Consider the following 24052-nt stretch of genomic DNA (forward strand, 5'->3'; position numbering starts at 1 on the left):
CCAATTCCGCCACCTTCGCATACCATCGATACTGTAAAAGTATCGTAACCACGGAGGCGCATTCTAGATGTTTTCAGCTTTACGTCAACAGAAAAGTGCGCACCTTTTATTGATTGCTGCAAAAATGGACGGAATTGCGACGCCTGCTTGCCGGATGGCGCTGGCGCTTATCCGGCCTGCATTGTATGGCGAATTATTTCTTTGCCTGACGCGTCATCACGGTGCGGTAGACCTTAAAGCGGCCCGTCTGGGCGATCACTTCGTGGAAGCCGAAGGTTTCGTCCAGCACTTTCGGGTACGCCAGGAAGGCGTTCGCCACGATGCGCAGCTCGCCGCCGCTGTTGAGGTGACGAGTCGCGCCACGGATCAGGGTTTGCGCAGCTTCGAGGCTGGTTTCCATCCCGTCGTGGAACGGCGGGTTAGAGATGATCATGTCAAAGCGGCCGGTGACGTCAGAGAAGACGTTGCTGGCAATCACATCGCCTTCAATGCCGTTGGCCGCAAGCGTTGCGCGGCTGGCTTCTACCGCCGGGGCGCTCACGTCACACAGGGTTAAACGCACTTTTGGTGAATGGCTGGCAAGCACCGTTGAAAGCACGCCCGCGCCGCAGCCCACGTCCAGCACTTTGCCTTTGGTGTGCGGCGTCAGGGTGGAGAGCAGCAGCTTGCTGCCCGTATCCAGCGCGTCACGGCTGAAGACACCCGGCAGGGTTTTGATGGTCAGGCCGTCAAGCTGATACTCGTCCCAGAAGGTGTTGGCATCGAACGTTGTCTGCTTTTCCAGACGGCCATGATACAGACCGCAGCGACGTGCGCTGTCGACTTTGGTCAGCGGCGCGTAGGCTTCCAGCATCTGCTCGGCGCTACGGACACCGCTGCGGTTTTCACCGACCACGAAAATATCGCAGCCAACCGGCAGCAGGGAGAGCAGGTTCATCAGCTGGAACTGGGCTTCTGGCTTGTTCTTCGGCCAGTAGTAGATCAGCGTATCGCAGTCGGCAATATCGCTCTGCTCCGCCACCAGGCTGAAGCGTGCGCGCTCGCCCATCTGGCGGCTCAGCACCTGCCAGTGGTGGTAGTATTGGGTGTGGGCACGGCTTTCAGCACAGTCGAAACGCGCGGGCAGGTCATCCTGCATATCTCCGGCAAACAGAATACGGCCTTCTTCGAAATCATCACTGTGACGCAGCAAGACTTCACTTGCCGGGGTAAATGCAGACATGAATTGTTCCTCAATAAACTCAGGCGGGGATTATAGTAGGTAGATGGCGCACTTTCGACACATTTGCTATATTTGCGCGCCTGAGAGACAGGAGTTATCCCTATGACATCCCGACGAGACTGGCAGTTGCAGCAGCTGGGCATCACCCAGTGGGCTTTGCGTCGCCCGACGGCGTTGCAGGGCGAAATCGCCATCTCCATCCCCGCGCACGTTCGGCTGGTGATGGTGGCGGAAGAACTGCCTGCCCTGAATGAGCCCCTGATCGGTGATGTCCTTCGCAGCCTGAAGCTGACGCCCGACCAGGTCTTACAGCTGACGCCGGAACGGGTTGCCATGCTTCCTCCTGATAGCCGCTGTAACAGCTGGCGCATCGGAGAGACAAACGACATCTCTCTTCAGGGGAGCCAAATCAGCTCACCAGCGCTGGACGAGCTGAAAGCCAATCCAAAGGCGCGCAGCGCGCTATGGCAACAAATCTGCGAATATGAACACGATTTCTTCCCTCACGACGCCTGACCTGACCGCAGCGTTCGCGATTGAAACACGCGCCCACGCCTTTCCGTGGAGCGAAAAAACGTTTGCCAGCAATCAGGGCGAGCGCTATCTAAACTACCGTCTGGACGTTGACGGCACCCTGGCCGCGTTTGCCATCACGCAGGTGGTTCTTGACGAGGCGACGCTGTTTAACATCGCCGTCGACCCGGCGTTTCAGCGCCGTGGGCTGGGCAGAGAACTGCTTGAGCATCTCATTCGTGAGCTCGAAACCCGCGACGTTTTCACCCTGTGGCTGGAGGTGCGCGCGTCGAATGTCGCCGCCATCGCGCTCTATGAAAGCTTAGGCTTTAACGAGGCGACAGTCCGACGTAACTACTACCCCACCGCAGAGGGACGTGAAGACGCCATTATCATGGCTCTGCCAATTGGATAACGAATATAAGGTTGTAACGATGAAATGGGACTGGATTTTCTTTGATGCCGACGAAACGCTGTTTACGTTTGACTCGTTCGGCGGCCTACAGCGGATGTTTCTCGACTATAGCGTGACCTTCACCGCTGAAGATTTTCAGGACTATCAGGCGGTGAACAAGCCGCTGTGGGTGGATTACCAGAACGGTGCCATCACTGCGTTACAACTTCAGCACCAGCGATTTGACGTCTGGGCGGAGCGCTTAAAGGTCAGTCCGGGGACGCTGAACGAGGCTTTCCTTAACGCCATGGCCGATATCTGTGCGCCCCTGCCGGGCGCGGTTTCCCTGCTGAATGCGTTGAAAGGCAAGGTGAAACTGGGGATCATCACCAACGGTTTTACCGCGCTGCAGCAAATCCGCCTTGAGCGCACCGGCCTGCGCGATCATTTTGACGCACTGGTGATCTCCGAAGAGGTTGGGGTGCCGAAACCGGATCCGCGAATTTTCGATTATGCGCTGGGGCAGGCCGGTAATCCCGACCGCGATCGCGTGCTGATGGTGGGTGATACCGCAGAGTCTGATATTCTTGGCGGTATGAAGTCAGGTTTGTCGACCGTCTGGCTGAATGCGCATGGCCGCGTGAAGCCTGAAGGCATCGAGCCAACCTGGACCGTCACGTCATTGACCGAACTGGAGCAACTCCTGTGTAAACAATGATTGCCTGCCCCCCGTTGATGGGTAAAATAGCCGCAATTTTGTATTCCATGATGCGTGGCGTGCTGCCGCGCTTATAAAAGAAGATTTAATTATGACGTTGTCTCCTTATCTGCAAGAGGTGGCCAAGCGCCGTACTTTTGCCATTATCTCGCACCCGGATGCCGGTAAAACGACCATCACCGAGAAGGTGTTGCTGTTCGGACAGGCGATCCAGACTGCGGGTACCGTTAAAGGCCGTGGCTCCAGCCAGCATGCAAAATCTGACTGGATGGAGATGGAAAAGCAGCGTGGTATTTCGATTACCACCTCCGTGATGCAGTTCCCGTATCACGACTGCCTGGTGAACCTGCTGGACACCCCGGGGCACGAAGACTTCTCCGAAGATACTTACCGTACCCTGACGGCGGTGGACTGCTGTCTGATGGTGATCGACGCCGCGAAGGGTGTAGAAGATCGTACCCGCAAGCTGATGGAAGTTACCCGTCTGCGCGATACGCCGATCCTCACCTTCATGAACAAACTCGACCGTGACATCCGCGATCCGATGGAGCTGATGGATGAAGTGGAAAACGAGCTGAAGATCGCCTGTGCGCCAATCACCTGGCCAATTGGCTGCGGTAAGCTGTTCAAAGGGGTTTATCACCTCTATAAAGACGAAACTTACCTGTATCAGACCGGTAAAGGCCACACCATTCAGGAAGTGCGCATTGTGAAAGGTCTGGACAACCCGGATCTCGATGCCGCCGTTGGCGAAGAGCTGGCCGCGCAGCTGCGCGACGAGCTGGAGCTGGTGAAGGGTGCGTCTCACGAGTTCGACAAAGAACTGTTCCTGAGCGGCGAAATTACCCCGGTCTTCTTCGGTACCGCGCTGGGTAACTTCGGCGTTGACCACATGCTGGACGGTCTGGTGGAGTGGGCACCTCAGCCGATGCCGCGTAAAACCGACACCCGCGAAGTGGAAGCGAAGGAAGAGAAGTTCACCGGCTTCGTCTTTAAAATTCAGGCCAACATGGACCCGAAACACCGCGACCGCGTGGCCTTCATGCGCGTGGTGTCCGGTAAGTATGAGAAGGGCATGAAGCTGCGCCAGGTGCGCATCGGTAAAGATGTCGTGATTTCCGACGCGCTGACCTTTATGGCGGGCGACCGTTCGCACGTTGAAGAGGCATATCCGGGCGACATCATCGGCCTGCACAACCACGGTACGATCCAGATCGGCGATACCTTCACCCAGGGCGAGATGATGAAGTTCACGGGTATTCCGAACTTCGCACCGGAGCTGTTCCGTCGCATTCGTCTGCGCGATCCGCTGAAGCAGAAACAGCTGCTGAAAGGCCTTGTTCAGCTCTCTGAAGAGGGCGCCGTGCAGGTGTTCCGTCCAATCGCCAACAACGATCTGATTGTCGGCGCGGTCGGCGTGCTGCAGTTCGACGTGGTGGTTGCGCGCCTGAAGAGCGAGTACAACGTGGAAGCGATTTACGAATCGGTCAACGTGGCGACCGCGCGCTGGGTTGAGTGTTCTGACGTGAAGAAATTCGAAGAATTTAAGCGTAAGAACGAAATTCAGCTGGCGCTTGATGGCGGCGACAACCTGACCTATATCGCGCCAACGATGGTCAACCTGAACCTGACGCAGGAACGTTATCCAGACGTTCAGTTCCGCAAAACGCGCGAACACTAATCCCCTCCCGGAGCACGGCAATCGCCGTGCTCTTCTTTTATTCCTGTCTTATTAGTCCCTTGCGGAATGTTCTTAATTCACCGCAAATTCACGCTATTCGCGCGTTTTTTACGCAATTCTGAAAGCGGCATTGTGAGAGTGATCTATATTTAACTCAGTGTTTAGCACCGGGCATGGATGAATTAACTGTTCAATGCATGTCGATTGGTCCTCCATTTCACCCGTGTGTTTATTCGCGATATATAAAACTACTAAGGAAGTATTTAGCCCGAATAACGGGTAAAACACAGGAATACATCGATGAATATGACAAGACTGAAGATTTCTAAAACTCTGCTGGCTGTAACACTGGGTAGCGTTCTGGTTAGCGGTTCCGCCCTGGCGGAAAGCAGCACCATGGATAAAGCACAGTCCACGGCCGACACCGCAGGGCAAAAAATCGATAGCTCTATGAATAAAGTCGGTAATTTCATGGACGACAGCTCTATCACAGCAAAAGTGAAAGCCGCACTGGTGGATGATGAAGCCATCAAGAGCACCGATATTTCCGTTAAGACCGACAAAAAGGTCGTTACCCTGAGTGGCTTTGTTGAAAGCCAGGCCCAGGCCGAACAGGCTGTGAAGGTGGCGAAGGGTGTCGAAGGTGTCGCATCCGTGAGCGATAAACTGCACGTTCGCGACGGTAAAAACGCCTCGGTGAAAGGTTATGCCGGTGATGCCGCTACTACCAGCGAAATCAAAGCTAAACTGTTAGCAGATGACATCGTGCCGTCTCGTAAGGTGAAAGTGGAAACCACCGATGGCGTGGTTCAGCTTTCCGGTACGGTTGATTCACAGGCGCAAAGTGAACGCGCCGAGTCAATTGCGAAAGCCATTGATGGTGTTAAAAGCGTTAAAAACGATCTGAAAACGAAGTAATTCTGGACCATTCGCCCGTAAGGTTTAACCCTGCGGGCGAAATAAGAACGACTCTGGAAAAACGCCGGTGAGTGACCTGAGCGCTCACGTTTAGCGGCCGACATTAACTATGGTAAAGGAGAAGCTTATGTTTCGTTGGGGCATTATATTTCTGGTTATCGCGTTAATTGCCGCCGCATTGGGCTTTGGTGGTCTGGCAGGTACAGCGGCATGGGCAGCTAAAATTGTCTTCGTCGTTGGTATTATTCTGTTCCTGGTCAGCCTGTTTACGGGTCGTAGACGTCCGTAGCAAACGCAATATTCCTTCAACAAAATAAAGCCAGTCACTGCGACTGGCTTTTTCTTATTTGCGTTACAGGTCGGGTGCGTTACTGTGGAGTGATAAAATAATCAAAACAGGAAAGCAGAGGTGGGGCAACGAATTCCCGTTACGCTCGGCAATATTGCGCCGCTGACGTTAAAACCGTTTAGTGCGGGTCAACTCGCACTGGTCTGCGAGGGGGGAGGACAGCGCGGCATTTTCACCGCCGGCGTGCTGGATGAATTTATGCGCGCGCAGTTCAACCCGTTTGACCTCTACTTCGGCACGTCCGCCGGGGCGCAGAATCTCTCTGCCTATGTCTGTAACCAGCCCGGCTACGCGCGAAAAGTGATCATGCGCTTCACCACGGCGAAAGAATTTTTTAACCCGGTGCGCTTCGTGCGCGGCGGCAACCTGATCGATCTCGACTGGCTGCTGGAGTCGACCTCCAGCCAGATGCCGCTGGCCATGGATACCGCTGCCCGCCTGTTTGATAGCGGCAAAGAATTCTGGATGTGCGCCAGCCGGGGGGATGACTATTCGCCGGGCTATTTCTCACCGCAGAAGGAGAACTGGCTCGACATCATCCGCGCCTCCAGCGCTATTCCCGGTTTTTATCGTACCGGCGCGCTGCTGGATGGCATCAGCTATCTGGACGGCGGCATCAGCGACGCGGTGCCGGTGCAGGAAGCCGCGCGACGCGGGGCGAAAACCATCGTGGTGATCCGTACCGTTCCGTCGCAAATGTATTACACCCCCCAGTGGTTTAAGCGGATGGAGCGCTGGCTGGGCGACAGCAGCCTGCAGCCGCTGGTGAACATCGCGAAGCAGCATGAGACCACCTACGGCGCGATGCAGCGCTTTATTGAAAAACCCCCGGGCAAGCTGCGCATCTTTGAAATTTATCCGCCTAAGCCGCTGCTGAGCATGGCGTTGGGCAGCCGGCTGCCTGCGTTGCGTATGGATTACAAAACGGGGCGGCTGTGCGGGCGTTACTTCCTGGCGACCGTCGGGAAAATGCTGGCCGAGCAACCGCCTCTGCATCGCCATAAACGCATTATTACGCCACCTGCAATTGTCGCCAATGACGCCCTGACCATGCCGCTGGTGGACATTCCGCAGGCGAATGACGCTTTATTAGATAACGAGGATCTGGCGTGACGCTCCGCTTTGTTGATACCCACTGCCATTTTGATTTTCCGCCGTTTACGGGGAATGAAGCGCAAAGCATTGCGAAAGCTGCCGAAGCCGGCGTGCAGGCCATCATTGTGCCGTCGGTTGAAGCGGCCTATTTTACCCGCGTGCTGGAGCTTTCCGCTCGATACTCCGCGCTTTATGCCGCGCTCGGCCTGCATCCGATTGTGATTGAGCGCCATCGTGATGAGCATCTTGAAGAGCTGGATCGGGTGCTGCAACGTGCAGGAGAGAAACTTGTCGCCATCGGCGAGATCGGCCTCGATCTCTATCGCGAAGATCCGCAGTTTGAACGCCAGCAGACGATCCTGGACGCGCAGCTTCGGCTGGCAAAACGTCACGATCTGCCGGTGATCCTCCACTCCCGACGCACTCATGACAAACTGGCGATGCACCTGAAGCGCATCGACCTGCCGCGAAGAGGCGTAGTGCATGGTTTTTCCGGCAGCCTGCAGCAGGCGCAGCGTTTTATTGAACTGGGCTATAAAATTGGCGTCGGTGGCACCATCACCTATCCGCGCGCCAGTAAAACCCGTGACGTAATGGCGCAACTGCCTCTCTCTGCGCTGTTACTGGAAACGGATGCCCCCGATATGCCGCTGAATGGTTTTCAGGGGCAGCCGAATCGCCCGGAACAGGCGGCGCGGGTGTTTGACGTGCTGTGCGAACTGCGTCAGGAACCTGAAGAGGTCATTGCCAGCGCGCTGCTCGAAAATACCCGTTCGGTTTTTGGCATCACGCTATAGATAAAGCGCCGGACGAATCACCGTTATCTTCTGTTTTTCCAGCGCCCGCGCCAGCGGTTCAATATCCTCCTGCGTGGCGCTGCGCCATGACGCCGCCTCGCCGTAGACCCCGTGTGCATGAAACGCGTTAATACGCACCGGAACATTCCCCAGCTCGAGGATGAACGCGATCAACGGTTTGATATGTTCCAGATAATCACACTGTTCCGGGATGACCAGCAAGCGGAGCTCCGTCAAACGGTGACGGTCTGCCAGCCAGCGAATGCTCTCCTTAATCTGCGGGTTTTCGCGTCCGGTCAGGAAGCGGTGATGTTCATTACCCCACGCTTTGAGATCCAGCATTGCGCCATCCAGCACCGGCAGCAGTTTTTGCCAGCCGGTTTCGCTTAGCAGACCGTTGCTGTCTACCAGGCAGGTTAAATGATGTAGCTCAGGATCGGTTTTGATCGCGGTAAACAGGGCGATCAAAAACGGCAGTTGGGTTGTGGCTTCGCCGCCGCTCACGGTGATCCCTTCGATAAAGGGCGCGGATTTACGGACCTGAACGAGGATCTCGTCGACGCTCAGGCGGTGCGCCATGGGCGTGGCCTGCTGCTGGCACAGGCGCAGGCAGGTGTCGCACTGCTGGCAGTGACTCTCCTGCCACCAGACGCGTCCGGCCTGAATGGTCAGCGCGGCGTGCGGGCAGTGGGGCACGCAGTCCCCGCAGTCGTTGCAGCGCCCGATGGTCCACGGGTTGTGGCAGGTTTTGCAGCGCAGGTTACAGCCCTGCAGGAACAGCGCCAGGCGGCTGCCCGGCCCGTCCACGCAGGAGAAGGGGATGACCTGACTAACTAAAGCGCATCTGCTGTTCATGGCTTATCACGCGCGGCTGACGTTCCAGAATACGGGTATTGCGTGCGGCCTCTTCCCCCAGCCACGTGGTGTTCGTTCTTGAACCCGCTTCCCGGTATTTCTCCAGATCCGACAAGCGAACCATATAGCCGGTCACGCGTACCAGATCGTTACCGGCCACATTCGCGGTGAACTCACGCATACCGGCCCTGAACGCCCCCAGGCAAAGCTGAACCACCGCCTGCGGATTGCGTTTTACCGTCTCATCCAGCGTTAAAATATCGCTGATCCCGGAATGATAGTGTTTATGGTGCGGCGCTACGGTCAGCAGATGACTGACAGGATCCGGCTCGTCACCGTACGGCAGACGCGCCCCCGGCGTGGTGCCCGAATCGGAGCTGATGCCTGACTGGGCGTGCAGCATCGCGCGATGCTTCCAGCCGTGCTTCACCGGCGTATTTTCAACAAACGCCGCAAGCTGTTCGCTGATGCGATAACCCAGCGCGTTGGCCTGCTCGTCTTTCCCGTAACGCCCCGCCATGCCTGCTTTCTCACACAGTACGTTCACCGCTTCGGCAAGACCGTACATGCCAAACATCGGCACAAACCGATCGGCATCAATCAGCCCCTCTTTCACCAGGAAGCTATTCTCAAAGAAGCCGGATTGCCCGTACAGAAAATCGCAGCGCGCATCGATGATGGCGATTTGCTGCTGGCAGTAGTGCGGTAGCGTGCGGGTGAAGAAATCGTCAATGGATGTGCTGTGTTCGGCGATTGCCTTGAGGTTAAGGCGCACCAGGGTGCTGCCACCGCCCGCCAGCGGCAGAGAGTTGTAACAGCTCACCACGCCAAAACGGCCTTTTGTGAAAATTTTATCATTAACAGGGCCGTTTGAAATATGCGGTTTGCTGCATTCACAAATGTTTTTTGCCACCTCAAGCAGTAAATCGTCTGGGGTGATATCGGGATCGTAGATAAAGGTCAGATTGGGCGCAACCTGCTTCAGTTCAGCATCTGCACGCAGAATGGCACGGGTGACAGGGCCGTCGGTGGGCCCGATGTTGGCGTGCATAAACGCATCGGGCAGCGTTCTGTCGAGATAGCGCCAGAAACGTTTTATTCGGCTATCGATTTCTTCTTGTGTTAGAATTCTAACATACGGATTCAGTAGCGCATCAAGCTGCCCCAGATAGACCGGCATTGATGTCACTGAAGGAACATGGTGATAGAGAATAGTTAACAGAGAGAGGGCGTCATCAAGATCTTTCGCGCCCTCCAGCTCCAGCCATTCCGAACCGGTAGCCAGGAATTTTTCATAATCCGGCAGCACGTAGCGCGGTTTGTAGGGGGCATGACCTTCGTACATGTCGCAGATAAACCCCTCGTCCAGCGCGGCGCGGGCGGCCGGAGATAGCGTCGGGTAGGGCAGATAATTTTCCGCTTCCAGCGCCAGAAAATGACGTTTTTGCTCCGGGGTTAACACCGGGCTTGTCACAATGTGCTGGCAACGTTGTTGCAGGGCGTCGGGCATGTTCACTTCCTTGAATGTTCTGCGGATGATGAACGGATTGTAGGAAGCCAGCCTGCCGGCGCTTTTGATCCAACAAGGGGTATCGCTGCTTTAGTCAGCAATTTGCACGCTAAAGTTTGAAGAAGATCTCATTACAGTAATGCAAATTTGTACGCAGTTTTCATTAACTGTGATGAATGTCGAAGTGTGGATGCGGGTGAATGTTAAAATACTCACAGACCCGCAAGGTAAAATTTATACGGCACTGCCGTTGGAGAATGTTATGACCGATTTAACTGCAAGCAGCCTGCGCGCGTTGAAGCTGATGGACCTGACCACCCTGAACGATGACGACACCAATGAAAAAGTCATCGCCCTGTGCCATCAGGCAAAAACGCCAGTGGGTAACACCGCCGCCGTCTGTATCTACCCGCGCTTTATCCCGATTGCCCGCAAAACGCTGAAAGAGCAGGGCACGCCGGACGTGCGCATTGCAACCGTGACTAACTTCCCGCACGGCAATGACGACATTGAGATTGCGCTGGCGGAAACCCGCGCGGCAATTGCCTACGGCGCAGACGAAGTTGACGTGGTGTTCCCGTACCGCGCGCTGATTGCCGGCAACGAGCAGGTCGGTTTTGACCTGGTGAAAGCCTGTAAAGACGCGTGTGCGGCGGCAAACGTGCTGCTCAAAGTGATCATCGAAACCGGCGAGCTGAAAGAAGAGGCCCTGATTCGTAAGGCGTCAGAAATCTCCATCAAAGCCGGTGCGGATTTCATCAAAACCTCTACCGGTAAAGTGCCGGTCAATGCGACCCCGGAAAGCGCGCGCATCATGATGGAAGTTATCCGCGATATGGGTGTGTCCAAAACCGTGGGCTTCAAACCTGCGGGCGGCGTACGTACCGCGGAAGACGCGCAGCAGTTCCTGGCGATTGCCGACGAACTGTTTGGCGCTCAGTGGGCTGACTCCCGCCACTACCGCTTCGGCGCGTCCAGCCTGCTGGCCAGCCTGCTGAAGGCGCTGGGTCACGGCGACGGTAAGAGCGCAAGCAGCTACTGATTGCCAGACAATGCCGGATGGCGCTTCGCTTATCCGGCCTACAGGATCGCAGGGCGGGTAAGCGTACCCGCCGCCATTCACCCGATTCCGCATGGGGGTTACCGTGTTTCTCGCACAAGAAATTATTCGTAAAAAACGTGATGGTCTTGCTTTAAGCGACGAAGAAATTCGCTTCTTCATCAACGGCATTCGTGACAACACCGTCTCAGAAGGGCAGATTGCGGCTCTGGCGATGACCATTTTCTTCCACGATATGTCGATGCCTGAGCGCGTGTCGCTGACCATGGCGATGCGAGATTCAGGAACCGTTCTGGACTGGAAAAGCCTCAACCTCAACGGCCCGATTGTGGACAAACACTCCACCGGCGGCGTGGGCGATGTGACCTCCCTGATGCTTGGCCCAATGGTGGCAGCCTGTGGGGGTTACATCCCGATGATCTCCGGGCGCGGCCTGGGCCACACCGGCGGTACGCTCGACAAACTGGAAGCCATTCCGGGCTTCGATATCTTCCCGGATGACAATCGCTTCCGCGACATTATTAAAGACGTTGGCGTGGCGATTATCGGCCAGACCAGCTCTCTTGCTCCGGCAGACAAGCGTTTTTACGCGACGCGTGATATTACCGCCACCGTAGACTCCATCCCGCTGATCACCGCCTCTATCCTCGCCAAAAAACTGGCGGAAGGGCTGGACGCGCTGGTGATGGACGTGAAGGTGGGCAGCGGCGCGTTTATGCCGACCTATGAACTCTCTGCTCAGCTTGCCGAAGCGATCGTTGGCGTCTCCAACGGCGCGGGCGTGCGCACCACCGCGCTGCTGACCGACATGAACCAGGTGCTGGCCTCCAGCGCCGGTAACGCGGTTGAAGTCCGCGAAGCCGTGCAGTTCCTCACAGGCGAATACCGTAACCCGCGCCTGTTCGATGTCACCATGGCGCTGTGCGTTGAGATGCTCATCTCCGGCAAGCTGGCCAAAGACGACGCGGAAGCCCGCGCGAAGCTTCAGGCGGTGCTGGACAACGGCAAAGCGGCGGAGATCTTTGGCCGCATGGTGGCGGCGCAAAAAGGCCCGACCGATTTCGTCGAAAACTACGCGAAATACCTGCCGACCGCGATGCTCAGCAAAGCTGTTTATGCGGATGGCGAAGGTTTTGTCTCCGCCATGGACACCCGCGCGCTTGGCATGGCTGTTGTATCTATGGGCGGCGGTCGTCGTCAGGCATCGGACACCATTGATTACAGCGTCGGCTTTACCGACATGGCCCGTCTGGGCTACAGCGTCGACGGCCAACGTCCGCTGGCGGTGATCCACGCGAAAGACGAAGCCAGCTGGCAGGACGCGGCGAAAGCGGTGAAAGCGGCAATATCTCTTGACGATAAAGCACCGGAAACCACACCGACGGTCTATCGTCGTATCACTGAATAGCGGTATACTGATCTGATCGCATTTTTATGAAGCACTAAGTACGGAGAACAATTATGAAACGTGCATTTATTATGGTGCTGGACTCATTCGGCATCGGCGCAACCGAAGATGCAGAACGTTTTGGTGACGTGGGTTCCGATACCATGGGCCACATCGCGGAAGCCTGTGCAAAAGGCGAAGCGGACAACGGTCGTAAAGGCCCTCTGACTCTACCTAACCTGACCCGCCTCGGGCTGGTAAAAGCACATGAAGGCTCTACCGGTAAAATCGCAGCCGGTATGGACGGCAACGCGGAAGTGGTGGGCGCCTACGCCTGGGCGCACGAGCTCTCTTCCGGGAAAGATACCCCGTCCGGTCACTGGGAAATCGCCGGCGTGCCGGTGCTGTTTGACTGGGGCTACTTCTCCGATCACGAGAACAGTTTCCCGCAGGAGCTGCTCGATAAGCTGGTGAAGCGTGCCAACCTGCCGGGCTACCTCGGTAACTGCCACTCTTCCGGCACCGTGATTCTGGATCAGCTCGGCGAAGAGCACATGAAAACCGGCAAGCCGATTTTCTACACCTCTGCTGACTCCGTGTTCCAGATTGCCTGCCACGAAGAGACGTTTGGCCTGGATAAACTCTACGAGCTGTGCGAAATCGCCCGTGAAGAGCTGACCGAAGGCGGCTACAACATTGGCCGCGTTATCGCACGTCCGTTTATCGGCGACAAAGCGGGTAACTTCCAGCGTACCGGTAACCGTCATGACCTGGCCGTTGAGCCACCGGCGCCAACCGTGCTGCAGAAGCTGGTTGACGAGAAGGGCGGTCACGTGGTGTCCGTGGGCAAAATAGCGGATATCTACGCCAACTGCGGTATCACTAAAAAAGTGAAAGCGACCGGTCTGGATGCGCTGTTCGATGCCACTATCAAAGAGATGAAAGAAGCAGGCGATAAGACCATTGTCTTCACCAACTTCGTGGACTTTGACTCCTCCTGGGGCCACCGTCGCGATGTAGCCGGTTATGCTGCGGGCCTGGAGCTGTTTGACCGCCGTCTGCCGGAGCTGATGGAGCTGGTGGGGGAAGATGACATTCTGATCCTGACCGCAGACCACGGCTGTGACCCAACCTGGACCGGTACCGACCACACCCGTGAGCATATTCCGGTACTGGTGTACGGCCCGAAAGTGAAGCCGGGCTCGCTCGGTCATCGTGAAACCTTCGCGGACATCGGCCAGACCATTGCGAAATACTTTGGTACGTCTGACATGGAATATGGCAAGGCCATGTTCTAAACGGATTGGGTGCGGCCTGATGCCCTCACCCCGGCCCTCTCCCACAGGGAGAGGGAGAACAGAATGTAGGCCGGGTAAGGCGTAGCCGCCACCCGGCAAAAACAACAATGTAAAAGGAACTGAAGATGGCAACTCCTCACATTAATGCAGAAATGGGTGATTTCGCTGACGTCGTATTGATGCCGGGCGACCCGCTGCGTGCGAAGCACATTGCAGAAACCTTCCTCGAAGACGTGCGTGAAGTGAACAACGTTCGCGGCATGCTGGGCTTCACCGGTACCTATAAAGGCCGCAAAATCTCCGTTATGGGCCACGGCATGGGTATCCCGTCCTGCTCCATCTACACCAAAGAGCTGATCACCGATTTCGGCGTGAAGAAAATCATCCGCGTAGGCTCCTGCGGTGCGGTGCGTATGGACGTTAAGCTGCGTGACGTGGTGATCGGCATGGGCGCATGTACCGACTCTAAAGTTAACCGCATCCGCTTTAAGGATCATGACTTTGCGGCAATCGCTGACTTTGACATGGTGCGTAACGCGGTTGACGCGGCAAAAGCGCTGGGCGTTGACGCACGCGTGGGCAACCTGTTCTCTGCCGACCTGTTCTACTCGCCAGAAGGCGACATGTTCGACGTGATGGAAAAATACGGCATCCTGGGCGTGGAAATGGAAGCGGCGGGTATCTACGGCGTGGCGGCTGAGTTTGGTGCGAAAGCGCTGACCATCTGCACCGTGTCTGACCACATCCGTACCCACGAGCAGACCACTGCTGCCGAGCGTCAGACCACCTTCAATGACATGATCAAAATCGCGCTGGAATCCGTTCTGCTGGGCGATAAAGAGTAAGGGCTGTTGTGCCGGGTGGCGGCTTCGCCTGACCCGGCCTACGGTTTTCCAGGCCCGCTAAGCGCAGCGCCAGCGGGCTTTTTTACTAGCGTACTGCCTGCGCAATCCATGCCGATAAGTCCCGCAACTCTTGTTCCTGCTCCGGGAAATCCCCCATTAACGCGTCGCACTCCTGCTGCAGCATATCCGCCCGATACAAACAGCCCTGCAAGCGGGCCGCCAGCGCTTCCAGCGGTGCCGGGTTGAGGCTGTCCGTAAACACCTGCGTGCGGGTAATGTGGCCTTTCTCCACGTCAAAGTGCAGCTCCACGCCGCCCCAGGTAAAACGTTCGTCCAGCAGGTGTGAAAACGCCGGGGCCTGGCCGAAGTTCCATTCCCAGCTGCTCTGGCGTGCAAAGGTTTCGGCGAAGTTGGGCAGATCCGGGGTCTTATCCGGTGAAATCACTTCCGCATCCACGCGCTCGCCGTAATGTTCAAAGAACGCTTCACGGATCGCGTCGCAAATCTGCTCGTGCGTAATCCCCGGCAGCAGCTCCACCAGATTCGCCACGCGTCCGCGCACGGAGGTAATGCCCTTAGCCTGAAGCTTTTTCTTATCAGGATTAAGGTAGTTCGCCAGGCGGCTCAGGTCGGCGTTCAGCAGCAGGGTGCCGTGGTGGAACCCGCGATCCATCGTTTCGCGGTAGGCGGAGCCGGAGATCTTGCGGTCGCCCTCGGGCGTTTTGACCACGAGATCGTTCCGCCCCGAGGCTTCAGCCGTCACGCCGAGCGCATTGAGCGCGTTGAGCACAATAGACGTAGAGATAGTTTTGTCGTATTCCGGTTTTCCCGCCATAAAGGTAAAGCAGGTATTGCCCAGATCGTGAAACACCGCGCCGCCGCCGCTGCTCCTGCGTGCGAGACGGACGTTGTCCTCTTCCATACGCCGGGTGTTGCACTCTTTCCACGGGTTTTGCGCGCGGCCGATGACCACCGTATCGGCGTTACGCCAGAGAAAGAGGACGCGCTGGGTAGCGGGCATCTGGCGGAAGATGCACTCTTCTACCGCGAGATTAAACCAGGGATCGTGAGAGTCAGAGATAAGCAGGCGTAACGTCGTCATGGCAGAGTTCCTTTTCCATATCTTTCGCCTACTTTATCACTATTCCTTCTTCTCGCTCTCTTCGTCTTCGGGAACCGACCTGCTGGCGGTCAGCAGGAACGGCGACTGCTGCCAGCGGGTACGCTTGCCCTGAAGCAACGTGCGCGCCAGCACGACGCCAATCGCCAGCGAGAGTAACAGCATCAGGCGCAGAATATTGGTGGTGTTATCCACCTGCTTAGCTTCTGTTGGCAGGGTGTGGGTATCCAGCGTCAGGCGCAGATACCCCAGCGGGCCATTTTTACCCTGAACGGGTTCGACAATCTGCTGGTTGAAATAGCCTCCGGCTTTTTTGCCGTCCAGCGCCAGCCTGTCGCGCACGTCGACGTGCTCACCGGCGCGGGCAATCAGGTCGCCTTTTTCATCGTACACGCCCGCATCCAGAATGCGGCTGTTTTCCGTGAGCTGACGCAAGACCTGGCCTATCCGCTTATCGTCCGGCGTTTCATTGCGCATCAGGGGCGCAACGTTGAGCGTCACCTGACGCGCCAGGGTACGGGCCAGCTCTTCAAACTGCGGGTTGCGCTGCCGCTGATGATTCTGGCTAAACCACGATGCCCCTTGCATCAATGCGACTAACAGTGCGAGACAGATCAGGACAATCACGGCGCGATGAAGCCGGAATTTCAGTTTTGCGCGAGCCATATTCCACCTGCTGAAAATTTAGGGCTTAATGTTGCCAGAAGTGATGGTTACAGGGTAGCCTCATGCGTTATTTTCCCTCTGGAACCTTCCGGCGCGAACAAAATTACAGGAGCTTTAATGCCGAACATTACCTGGTGTGACCTGCCAACGGATGTCTCTTTATGGCCAGGATTGCCGCTCTCGTTAAGTGGCGATGAGGTGATGCCTCTGGATTACCACGCTGGCCGTAGCGGCTGGCTCCTCTATGGACGCGGTCTGGATAAGCAACGCCTGACCCAGTATCAAACCAAACTGGGCGCGGCGATGGTCATTGTTGCCGCCTGGTGCGTGGAAGATTACCAGGTCATTCGCCTCGCGGGTTCCCTGACGCAGCGCGCCACGCGTCTGGCGCATGACGCCGGGCTGGACGTAGCGCCTCTCGGCAAAATTCCGCACCTGAAAACGCCGGGTCTGCTGGTGATGGACATGGACTCCACCGCTATTCAGATCGAATGTATTGACGAGATTGCTAAACTGGCAGGCAGCGGCGAGCTGGTGGCGGAAGTCACCGAGCGTGCGATGCGCGGCGAGCTGGACTTCACCGCCAGCCTGCGCCAGCGCGTGGCGACCCTGAAAGGGGCCGATGCTAACATCCTGCGCCAGGTGCGCGATGTGCTGCCGCTGATGCCGGGGCTGACGCAGCTGGTGCTGAAGCTCCAGTCCCTCGGCTGGAAAGTGGCGATCGCCTCCGGTGGCTTTACCTTCTTTGCGGATTATCTACGCGAGAAACTGCATCTGACCACGGTGGTCGCTAACGAGCTGGAAATCATGGACGGCAAGCTGACCGGCCAGGTGATCGGCGATATCGTGGATGCCCAGTACAAAGCCAATACCCTGACGCGCCTGGCGGAAAAGTATGAGATTCCGGTCGAGCAGACCGTCGGCATTGGCGACGGCGCGAACGATCTGCCAATGATCAAAGTGGCTGGCCTTGGCATTGCCTACCATGCCAAACCAAAAGTGAATGAAAAGACGGAAGTCACTATCCGTCACGCTGACCTGATGGGGGTGTTCTGCATTCTCTCCGGCAGCCTTAATCAGAAATAACGAGGTAAACCGTGGCGAAAGCTCCAAAACGCGCATTTGTCTGTAATGAATGTGGTGCGGATTATCCGCGCTGGCAGGGGCAATGCAGCGCCTGTCATGCCTGGAACACCATCACCGAAGTGCGTGGTGTGGCGGCTTCGCCGAGCGTGGCCCGCAATGAGCGCCTGAGCGGCTATGCGGGCAATGCAGGCGTGTCGAAGGTGCAAAAGCTTTCTGATATCAGCCTGGAAGCGCTGCCGCGCTTTTCCACCGGCTTCAAAGAGTTTGACCGCGTGCTGGGCGGCGGCGTGGTGCCGGGCAGCGCGATTCTGATCGGCGGTAACCCGGGGGCGGGGAAATCGACCCTGCTGCTGCAAACGCTCTGCAAGCTCGCCGAACAGATGAAAACCCTGTACGTGACGGGTGAAGAATCCCTCCAGCAGGTGGCGATGCGCGCTCACCGTCTCGGCCTGCCGACCAGTAACCTGAACATGCTGTCGGAAACCAGCATCGAGCAGATCTGCATGATCGCCGAAGAAGAGCAGCCGAAGCTGATGGTGATCGACTCCATCCAGGTAATGCACATGGCGGACATTCAGTCCTCGCCGGGCAGCGTGGCGCAGGTGCGTGAGACCGCCGCTTACCTGACGCGCTTTGCCAAAACGCGCGGCGTGGCGATTGTGATGGTCGGCCATGTGACCAAAGATGGCTCTCTGGCGGGTCCGAAGGTGCTCGAACACTGTATCGACTGCTCGGTGATGCTCGACGGCGACGCGGATTCCCGCTTCCGCACCCTGCGCAGCCACAAGAACCGCTTCGGCGCGGTGAATGAGCTGGGCGTGTTTGCTATGACCGAGCAGGGGCTGCGCGAGGTCAGCAACCCGTCGGCCATCTTCCTGAGCCGCGGCGATGAGATCACCTCCGGCAGTTCGGTAATGGTGCTGTGGGAAGGGACGCGCCCGCTGTTGGTTGAAATTCAGGCGCTGGTGGATCACTCGATGATGGGTAACCCGCGGCGCGTGGCGGTCGGTCTGGAGCAGAACCGCCTGGCGATCCTGCTGGCGGTGCTGCACCGTCACGGCGGGCTGCAGATGGCGGATCAGGATGTGTTCGTCAACGTGGTTGGCGGGGTGAAAGTCACTGAGACCAGCGCAGACCTGGCGCTGCTGCTGGCGATGGTCTCCAGCCTGCGCGACAGACCGCTGCCGCAGGATCTGGTCGTCTTCGGTGAAGTAGGGCTGGCCGGGGAAATCCGTCCGGTGCCCAGCGGCCAGGAGCGTATCTCCGAGGCGGCAAAGCACGGCTTCCGTCGGGCTATAGTTCCGGCAGCTAACGTGCCGAAAAAAATCCCGGAAGGGATGCAGGTCTTTGGCGTTAAGAAACTCGCAGATGCGTTAAATGTCTTTGACGACTTATAATTACGTATTCGATTTTGCAGGAGGCACCGTAATTTATGTCATCATTTGACTACATCAAGACCGCGATCCGCCAGAAGGGCTGCACGCTGCAGCAGGTGGCGGACGCCAGCGGCATGACCAAAGGCTACCTGAGCCAGTTGCTGAACGCCAAAATCAAAAGCCCCAGCGCGCAGAAGCTTGAAGCTCTGCACCGCTTTCTGGGGCTGGAGTTCCCGCGAATGCAAAAGAACATCGGCGTGGTGTTCGGCAAGTTTTATCCGCTGCATACCGGGCATATCTATCTGATCCAGCGCGCCTGTAGCCAGGTGGACGAGCTGCACATCATCATGGGCTACGACGAAACGCGCGATCGCCAGCTCTTTGAAGACAGCGCCATGTCGCAGCAGCCCACTGTGCCTGACCGTCTGCGCTGGCTGCTTCAGACCTTTAAGTACCAGAAAAACATTCGCATTCATGCCTTTAATGAAGAGGGCATGGAGCCGTACCCGCACGGCTGGGACGTGTGGAGCAACGGCATCAAAGCGTTTATGGAAGAGAAGGGCATTACACCTAACTGGATATACACTTCTGAAGAGTCCGACGCGCCGCAGTTCCGCGAGCATCTGGGCATTGAGACGGTGCTGATCGACCCGAAACGCACCTTTATGAACATCAGCGGGGCGCAGATCCGCGAGAACCCGTTCCGCTACTGGGATTATATTCCGACCGAAGTGAAGCCGTTCTTCGTGCGTACGGTGGCTATTCTGGGCGGCGAGTCGAGCGGTAAATCAACGCTGGTCAACAAGCTGGCGAACATCTTCAACACCACCAGCGCGTGGGAGTATGGACGCGATTACGTCTTCTCTCACCTCGGCGGCGACGAGATGGCACTGCAGTATTCCGACTACGATAAAATCGCGCTCGGGCACGCCCAGTACATTGATTTCGCGGTGAAATACGCTAACAAAGTGGCGTTTATTGATACCGATTTCGTCACCACGCAGGCGTTCTGTAAAAAGTACGAGGGGCGCGAGCACCCGTTCGTGCAGGCGCTGATTGACGAATACCGCTTTGACCTGGTGATCCTGCTGGAAAACAACACCCCGTGGGTGGCCGACGGCATGCGCAGCCTGGGCAGCTCGGTGGACAGGCGCGAGTTCCAGACCATGCTGGTGGAGATGCTCAACGAGAACAACGTTGAGTTTGTGCATGTGGAAGAGTCGGATTATGACACCCGCTTCCTGCGCTGCGTCGAGCTGGTGAAGGAGATGATGGGGGAGCAGGGGTAATAACTTCCCCCTCGCCCTTTTGGGGTGAGGGGGGGAATACCTCAGAACTCAACCACCACCTTCCCGCGCATATGCCCCTCCAGCACCTTACGGTGCGCTTCGGTAATGCTTTCCACGCTCAGCCCATGCAGCGTTTCGCTGAGCGAGCTTTCCACCACGCCGTTATCCACCAGCTTCGCCACCTCATTTAAGATCTCACCCTGACGCGCCATATCAGCGGTCTGGTACATGCTGCGGGTGTACATAAACTCCCAGTGCAGGGCGGCGGATTTGGACTTCAGCTTGTCCTGGTTCAGCGGATGTTCATTCTCAACGATGGAACAAATATGCCCCTGCGGCGCAATCAGCTCACTGACCGCATCCCAATGCCCGTCGGTGTCGTTGAGGATGAAAATATAATCCACGAAGGTAAGCCCCTGCTTCGCCAGCTCGCCTTTTAGATCGCGGTAGTTGACCACTACGTCAGCACCGCGATCGCGGCACCATTGGGCGGAATCTTCTCGTGAAGCGGTTGCGATAATCTTCACCTTGCTGTTGTGCTTCGCAAACGGGATCGCCAGCGATCCCACGCCGCCCGCGCCGCCGATGATCAGCAGGGTTTTGTCCGCTTCGGCGTCCTGAATATTCAGCCGTTCAAACAGACCTTCCCACGCGGTGAGCGCAGTTAAGGGTAGCGCAGCGGCTGCCGCCCAGCCGAGGCTGGCAGGCTTGTGGCCGACAATGCGCGCATCTATCAGCTGATGAGTGGCATTGCTGCCCGGGCGGGTGATGTCGCCCGCGTACCACACCTCATCACCTGGTTTGAAGCCGGTGACGCCAGCTCCAGCGGCTTTGACGACCCCGCTGGCATCCCACCCCAGAATTCGCGGCTCGTTCAGCCCATTTTTGGCGATGCCTGCATGCACTTTGGTATCAACCGGGTTAATAGATACGGCTTTCACCTCTACCAGCAGATCGTGTTCGCCAGGCGTCGGCATCGGCGGGGTGATTTCAATGAAGGTGGACGGATTTTCTGGGTTAACGGCAATGGCTTTCACTGACATGGTGTGCTCCTCAATGGAATGCGTTTTGTTGAGGCTAGTCTATTAAGTGGCCAGCCGCATGATAAGATGGACAATCATGAACTCAGCGTTCGTACAGGGTGAACAATCATGTTTAAACAGCTGCAGGATATGGCGCTGTTTGCGCTGGTGGCGGAGATGGGTAGTTTCACCGCGGCGGCGCAGAAAGCTGAGCTGCCGAAATCCAGCGTCAGCCAGCGGATCAGCCAGCTGGAGCAGCAGGTGGGGATCCGTCTGCTGAATCGCACCACGCGTAGGATCAGCCTGACGTTCGCGGGCGAGCACTATCTGGTGCATTGTCGCGAGATGCTGGCTGCCAGCGAGCGGGCGGAGTACGCCATTCAGCGCCTGCGTGAAAACCCCAGCGGCCGGCTGCGTATTACCTGCCCGGCGGGGATTGGCGCGACCCTGCTGGCGCATATGAATGCCGAGTTTCAGCTTCGCTATCCTGACGTGTCGCTCGATGTATCGATCTCTGACGACGTGGTGGACCTGGTCGAGTCCGGTTTTGACGTGGCGCTGCGCACCGGCAAGCCGCAGGACTCCTCCCTGATAGGCAGAATGATCGGGCACTGCCCGCGCTACATGCTGGCCTCGCCGGATTATCTGGCACGCCGGGAGCCGTTAATCCATCCCCGACAGCTGGTGGAGCACCGCTGTATTACGCACCGGGCGTGGTCGGAATGGCTGCTGCGAAGCGAGGGTGAGGATTACCGCTACCTGCCGGACAACGGTCACATGACCGATAATCTGGTGTACGCCCGCGAATGCGCGATTGCCGGGGCGGGGATCACGCTGTTGCCCGCATTTCTGCTGGAAGATAAGATCGAAAAGGGGGCGTTGGTTCAGGTGCTGCCGGAATGGCGCGTTGAAGGTAACGATCTCTGGCTGGCCTATCCGAGCCGGAAGCTGAATTCGCCCGCGCTGATGAGCTATATCGAGTTTGCGATGCAGTTTGATGAGGTGAAGCGGTATTACGTGGGTGGGTGATGTTGTGCGGCCTGATGCCCTCACCCTGAATAAAAAACGGCAACCGAGGTTGCCGTTTTGCTTTTATTTCGCAATACGCTTGTACTTAATACGCTTCGGCTCCAGCGCGTCTGCGCCCAGCGTGCGTTTTTTGTACTCTTCGTATTCGGTGAAGTTACCTTCGAAGAACTCCACTTTACCTTCGTCCTGGTAGTCCAGGATGTGGGTCGCGATACGGTCCAGGAACCAGCGGTCGTGCGAGATAACCATGGCGCAGCCCGGGAATTCCAGCAGGGCGTTTTCCAGTGCGCGCAGGGTTTCGATATCCAGGTCGTTGGTCGGTTCATCGAGCAACAGAACGTTACCGCCCACCTGCAGCAGCTTCGCCAGGTGCAGACGACCACGCTCGCCGCCGGACAGCTCGCCCACGCGTTTGCCCTGGTCGGTGCCCTTGAAGTTAAAGCGGCCAACGTAGGCGCGGCTTGGCATCTCGGTGTTGCCGATACGCATGATATCCAGACCGCCGGAGACTTCTTCCCACACGGTTTTGCTGTTATCCATCGCGTCACGGAACTGGTCTACGGAGGCCAGCTTCACGGTTTCACCCAGGGTGATTGAGCCGCTGTCTGGCTGTTCCTGACCGGACATCATGCGGAACAGGGTCGATTTACCCGCGCCGTTCGGACCGATGATGCCAACGATAGCGCCTTTCGGTACGGAGAAGGTCAGATCGTCGATCAGCACGCGGTCACCGTAGGACTTACGCAGGTTGGTCACTTCAACCACTTTATCCCCCAGACGTGCTCCAGGTGGAATAAACAGTTCGTTGGTTTCGTTACGTTTCTGGTATTCGGTGTTGTTCAGTTCTTCAAAGCGTGCCAGACGGGCTTTGCCCTTAGACTGACGGCCTTTCGCGCCCTGACGAACCCACTCCAGCTCTTTCTCGATAGACTTGCGACGGGCCGCTTCCTGAGACGCTTCCTGCGCCAGACGCTGATCTTTCTGCTCCAGCCAGGAAGAGTAGTTGCCTTCCCACGGAATACCTTCACCGCGGTCCAGCTCCAGGATCCAGCCGGCGACGTTGTCGAGGAAGTAACGGTCGTGGGTAATTGCCACCACGGTGCCTTCGAAGTCGTGCAGGAAGCGCTCCAGCCACGCCACGGATTCCGCATCCAGGTGGTTGGTCGGTTCGTCGAGCAGCAGCATGTCTGGTTTTTCCAGCAGCAGGCGGCACAGCGCCACGCGGCGGCGTTCACCACCGGAGAGATTCGCGATTTTCGCATCCCAGTCCGGCAGACGCAGGGCATCGGCCGCGCGCTCCAGCTGCACGTTCAGGTTGTGACCGTCGTGCGCCTGGATGATCTCTTCATATTTGCCCTGCTGAGCGGCCAGTTTGTCGAAGTCCGCATCCGGCTCGGCGTATTTGGCATACACTTCATCCAGACCTTTCAGCGCGTTAACCACTTCGGATACCGCTTCTTCAACGGATTCACGTACGGTGTGTTCCGGGTTCAGCTGAGGTTCCTGCGGCAGGTAGCCGATCTTGATGCCTGGCTGCGGACGGGCTTCACCTTCGATGTCTGTATCGATGCCGGCCATGATGCGCAGCAGGGTGGACTTACCGGCACCGTTGAGACCCAGCACACCAATTTTTGCACCCGGGAAGAAGCTCAGCGAGATATTTTTAAGAATATGACGTTTCGGCGGGACAACTTTGCCGACACGATGCATGGTATAAACGAATTGAGCCACGTGGACTTCGCCTCTTTTATCGTAAATGAGAAGGAATTTCAGCCTCGAAGTGTAGCCTTTTTCACGCCCTAATCCCAGCCAGGAACGTCGG

General features: G+C 57.1%; 23 protein-coding genes. 16 read left to right on the forward strand and 7 right to left on the reverse strand.

Going from position 1 to position 24052, the window contains the following annotated elements; all coding sequences use genetic code 11:
- Positions 1-193: 193 nt before the first annotated feature.
- Positions 194-1222 carry a 16S rRNA (guanine(1207)-N(2))-methyltransferase RsmC gene (rsmC, locus tag IM295_RS09765; RefSeq protein WP_193066619.1) on the reverse strand — a complete coding sequence of 343 codons (1029 nt, stop codon included), beginning with the start codon at positions 1220-1222 and terminating at the stop codon, positions 194-196.
- Positions 1223-1324: 102 nt separating this feature from the next.
- Between rsmC and IM295_RS09770 the strand changes: the two genes are divergently transcribed.
- The 8 genes from IM295_RS09770 (at position 1325) to IM295_RS09805 (ending at position 7687) form a co-directional block, all read left to right on the forward strand.
- Positions 1325-1738 carry a DNA polymerase III subunit psi gene (locus tag IM295_RS09770; protein WP_041911296.1) on the forward strand — a complete coding sequence of 138 codons (414 nt, stop codon included), beginning with the start codon at positions 1325-1327 and terminating at the stop codon, positions 1736-1738.
- On the forward strand, positions 1707-2150 hold the full coding sequence (rimI, locus tag IM295_RS09775; protein ID WP_028015431.1) for a ribosomal protein S18-alanine N-acetyltransferase: 444 nt from the start codon (positions 1707-1709) through the stop codon (positions 2148-2150). The genes IM295_RS09770 and rimI overlap by 32 nt, the downstream gene beginning before the upstream one ends.
- Positions 2151-2169: 19 nt before the next feature.
- A complete protein-coding gene (gene yjjG, locus IM295_RS09780; RefSeq protein ID WP_126345427.1) occupies positions 2170-2847 on the forward strand; it encodes a pyrimidine 5'-nucleotidase in 678 nt (225 codons plus the stop codon).
- 91 nt (positions 2848-2938) lie between these two features.
- Complete coding sequence (prfC, locus tag IM295_RS09785) at positions 2939-4528, forward strand: peptide chain release factor 3 (RefSeq protein ID WP_028015433.1); 1590 nt, start codon at positions 2939-2941, stop codon at positions 4526-4528.
- Positions 4529-4828: 300 nt separating this feature from the next.
- Positions 4829-5446, forward strand: a complete 618-nt coding sequence (osmY, locus tag IM295_RS09790; RefSeq protein WP_028015434.1) for a molecular chaperone OsmY — start codon at positions 4829-4831, stop codon at positions 5444-5446.
- A gap of 127 nt (positions 5447-5573) precedes the next feature.
- Positions 5574-5735, forward strand: a complete 162-nt coding sequence (locus IM295_RS09795) for a DUF1328 domain-containing protein (RefSeq protein WP_003856556.1) — start codon at positions 5574-5576, stop codon at positions 5733-5735.
- A 120-nt stretch (positions 5736-5855) separates the two neighbouring features.
- A complete protein-coding gene (locus tag IM295_RS09800) occupies positions 5856-6908 on the forward strand; it encodes a patatin family protein (protein ID WP_032644971.1) in 1053 nt (350 codons plus the stop codon).
- On the forward strand, positions 6905-7687 hold the full coding sequence (locus tag IM295_RS09805; RefSeq protein WP_193066620.1) for a TatD family hydrolase: 783 nt from the start codon (positions 6905-6907) through the stop codon (positions 7685-7687). The genes IM295_RS09800 and IM295_RS09805 overlap by 4 nt, the downstream gene beginning before the upstream one ends.
- Here IM295_RS09805 and IM295_RS09810 read toward each other — a convergent pair.
- Both IM295_RS09810 and IM295_RS09815 read right to left on the reverse strand, forming a co-directional pair.
- Positions 7682-8542, reverse strand: a complete 861-nt coding sequence (locus IM295_RS09810) for a YjjW family glycine radical enzyme activase (RefSeq protein ID WP_193066621.1) — start codon at positions 8540-8542, stop codon at positions 7682-7684. The two genes, IM295_RS09805 and IM295_RS09810, sit on opposite strands and share 6 nt — an antisense overlap.
- Positions 8517-10052, reverse strand: a complete 1536-nt coding sequence (locus tag IM295_RS09815; protein ID WP_193066622.1) for a YjjI family glycine radical enzyme — start codon at positions 10050-10052, stop codon at positions 8517-8519. Before IM295_RS09815 ends, IM295_RS09810 begins: the two co-directional genes overlap by 26 nt.
- Positions 10053-10314: 262 nt before the next feature.
- Here IM295_RS09815 and deoC point away from each other — a divergent pair, with 262 nt between their 5' ends.
- The 4 genes from deoC (at position 10315) to deoD (ending at position 14642) form a co-directional block, all read left to right on the forward strand.
- On the forward strand, positions 10315-11094 hold the full coding sequence (gene deoC, locus IM295_RS09820; protein WP_216779942.1) for a deoxyribose-phosphate aldolase: 780 nt from the start codon (positions 10315-10317) through the stop codon (positions 11092-11094).
- Between the two features lie 103 nt (positions 11095-11197).
- The gene (deoA, locus tag IM295_RS09825) at positions 11198-12520 is read left to right on the forward strand and encodes a thymidine phosphorylase (RefSeq protein ID WP_193066623.1); all 1323 of its coding nucleotides are present in this window, start codon (positions 11198-11200) and stop codon (positions 12518-12520) included.
- Positions 12521-12573: 53 nt separating this feature from the next.
- Complete coding sequence (gene deoB / locus IM295_RS09830) at positions 12574-13797, forward strand: phosphopentomutase (RefSeq protein WP_028015441.1); 1224 nt, start codon at positions 12574-12576, stop codon at positions 13795-13797.
- A 125-nt stretch (positions 13798-13922) separates the two neighbouring features.
- Positions 13923-14642, forward strand: coding sequence for a purine-nucleoside phosphorylase (deoD, locus tag IM295_RS09835; protein ID WP_003856538.1), 720 nt, complete (start codon positions 13923-13925; stop codon positions 14640-14642).
- Positions 14643-14727: 85 nt separating this feature from the next.
- Here the strand turns inward: deoD and lplA are convergent, their stop codons facing one another.
- Both lplA and IM295_RS09845 read right to left on the reverse strand, forming a co-directional pair.
- Positions 14728-15744: a lipoate--protein ligase LplA gene (gene lplA / locus IM295_RS09840; RefSeq protein ID WP_028015442.1), complete on the reverse strand. Its 1017-nt coding sequence runs from the start codon at positions 15742-15744 to the stop codon at positions 14728-14730.
- A gap of 39 nt (positions 15745-15783) precedes the next feature.
- A complete protein-coding gene (locus tag IM295_RS09845; RefSeq protein ID WP_028015443.1) occupies positions 15784-16428 on the reverse strand; it encodes a YtjB family periplasmic protein in 645 nt (214 codons plus the stop codon).
- Positions 16429-16545: 117 nt separating this feature from the next.
- On the opposite strand from IM295_RS09845, the gene serB reads away from it, so the two are divergent.
- The 3 genes from serB to nadR are packed head-to-tail and all read left to right on the forward strand — an operon-like array spanning position 16546 to position 20179.
- Complete coding sequence (serB, locus tag IM295_RS09850) at positions 16546-17514, forward strand: phosphoserine phosphatase (RefSeq protein WP_028015444.1); 969 nt, start codon at positions 16546-16548, stop codon at positions 17512-17514.
- 11 nt (positions 17515-17525) lie between these two features.
- Complete coding sequence (radA, locus tag IM295_RS09855) at positions 17526-18911, forward strand: DNA repair protein RadA (protein WP_126326290.1); 1386 nt, start codon at positions 17526-17528, stop codon at positions 18909-18911.
- Between the two features lie 35 nt (positions 18912-18946).
- Positions 18947-20179: a multifunctional transcriptional regulator/nicotinamide-nucleotide adenylyltransferase/ribosylnicotinamide kinase NadR gene (nadR, locus tag IM295_RS09860; RefSeq protein ID WP_045259507.1), complete on the forward strand. Its 1233-nt coding sequence runs from the start codon at positions 18947-18949 to the stop codon at positions 20177-20179.
- Positions 20180-20220: 41 nt separating this feature from the next.
- Here the strand turns inward: nadR and IM295_RS09865 are convergent, their stop codons facing one another.
- The gene (locus IM295_RS09865) at positions 20221-21222 is read right to left on the reverse strand and encodes a zinc-binding alcohol dehydrogenase family protein (protein ID WP_193066624.1); all 1002 of its coding nucleotides are present in this window, start codon (positions 21220-21222) and stop codon (positions 20221-20223) included.
- A gap of 108 nt (positions 21223-21330) precedes the next feature.
- On the opposite strand from IM295_RS09865, the gene IM295_RS09870 reads away from it, so the two are divergent.
- Positions 21331-22230, forward strand: coding sequence for a LysR family transcriptional regulator (locus IM295_RS09870; protein WP_047367295.1), 900 nt, complete (start codon positions 21331-21333; stop codon positions 22228-22230).
- Between the two features lie 63 nt (positions 22231-22293).
- Here IM295_RS09870 and ettA read toward each other — a convergent pair whose 3' ends face one another.
- The gene (gene ettA / locus IM295_RS09875) at positions 22294-23961 is read right to left on the reverse strand and encodes an energy-dependent translational throttle protein EttA (protein WP_003856515.1); all 1668 of its coding nucleotides are present in this window, start codon (positions 23959-23961) and stop codon (positions 22294-22296) included.
- Positions 23962-24052 lie beyond the last annotated feature (91 nt).

Source organism: Enterobacter cloacae complex sp. P14RS, from assembly GCF_014895895.1.
Classification (GTDB): Bacteria; Pseudomonadota; Gammaproteobacteria; order Enterobacterales; family Enterobacteriaceae; genus Enterobacter; species Enterobacter bugandensis.

Excerpts from the sequence above, each read along its gene's own strand:
- rsmC (WP_193066619.1), bottom strand. The coding sequence starts at position 1,222 with ATGTCTGCATTTACCCCGGCAAGTGAAGTCTTGCTGCGTCACAGTGAT.
- IM295_RS09770 (WP_041911296.1), top strand. The coding sequence starts at position 1,325 with ATGACATCCCGACGAGACTGGCAGTTGCAGCAGCTGGGCATCACCCAG.
- rimI (WP_028015431.1), top strand. The coding sequence starts at position 1,707 with ATGAACACGATTTCTTCCCTCACGACGCCTGACCTGACCGCAGCGTTC.
- yjjG (WP_126345427.1), top strand. The coding sequence starts at position 2,170 with ATGAAATGGGACTGGATTTTCTTTGATGCCGACGAAACGCTGTTTACG.
- prfC (WP_028015433.1), top strand. The coding sequence starts at position 2,939 with ATGACGTTGTCTCCTTATCTGCAAGAGGTGGCCAAGCGCCGTACTTTT.
- osmY (WP_028015434.1), top strand. The coding sequence starts at position 4,829 with ATGAATATGACAAGACTGAAGATTTCTAAAACTCTGCTGGCTGTAACA.
- IM295_RS09795 (WP_003856556.1), top strand. The coding sequence starts at position 5,574 with ATGTTTCGTTGGGGCATTATATTTCTGGTTATCGCGTTAATTGCCGCC.
- IM295_RS09810 (WP_193066621.1), bottom strand. The coding sequence starts at position 8,542 with ATGAACAGCAGATGCGCTTTAGTTAGTCAGGTCATCCCCTTCTCCTGC.
- IM295_RS09815 (WP_193066622.1), bottom strand. The coding sequence starts at position 10,052 with ATGCCCGACGCCCTGCAACAACGTTGCCAGCACATTGTGACAAGCCCG.
- deoC (WP_216779942.1), top strand. The coding sequence starts at position 10,315 with ATGACCGATTTAACTGCAAGCAGCCTGCGCGCGTTGAAGCTGATGGAC.
- deoB (WP_028015441.1), top strand. The coding sequence starts at position 12,574 with ATGAAACGTGCATTTATTATGGTGCTGGACTCATTCGGCATCGGCGCA.
- deoD (WP_003856538.1), top strand. The coding sequence starts at position 13,923 with ATGGCAACTCCTCACATTAATGCAGAAATGGGTGATTTCGCTGACGTC.
- lplA (WP_028015442.1), bottom strand. The coding sequence starts at position 15,744 with ATGACGACGTTACGCCTGCTTATCTCTGACTCTCACGATCCCTGGTTT.
- IM295_RS09845 (WP_028015443.1), bottom strand. The coding sequence starts at position 16,428 with ATGGCTCGCGCAAAACTGAAATTCCGGCTTCATCGCGCCGTGATTGTC.
- serB (WP_028015444.1), top strand. The coding sequence starts at position 16,546 with ATGCCGAACATTACCTGGTGTGACCTGCCAACGGATGTCTCTTTATGG.
- nadR (WP_045259507.1), top strand. The coding sequence starts at position 18,947 with ATGTCATCATTTGACTACATCAAGACCGCGATCCGCCAGAAGGGCTGC.
- IM295_RS09865 (WP_193066624.1), bottom strand. The coding sequence starts at position 21,222 with ATGTCAGTGAAAGCCATTGCCGTTAACCCAGAAAATCCGTCCACCTTC.
- IM295_RS09870 (WP_047367295.1), top strand. The coding sequence starts at position 21,331 with ATGTTTAAACAGCTGCAGGATATGGCGCTGTTTGCGCTGGTGGCGGAG.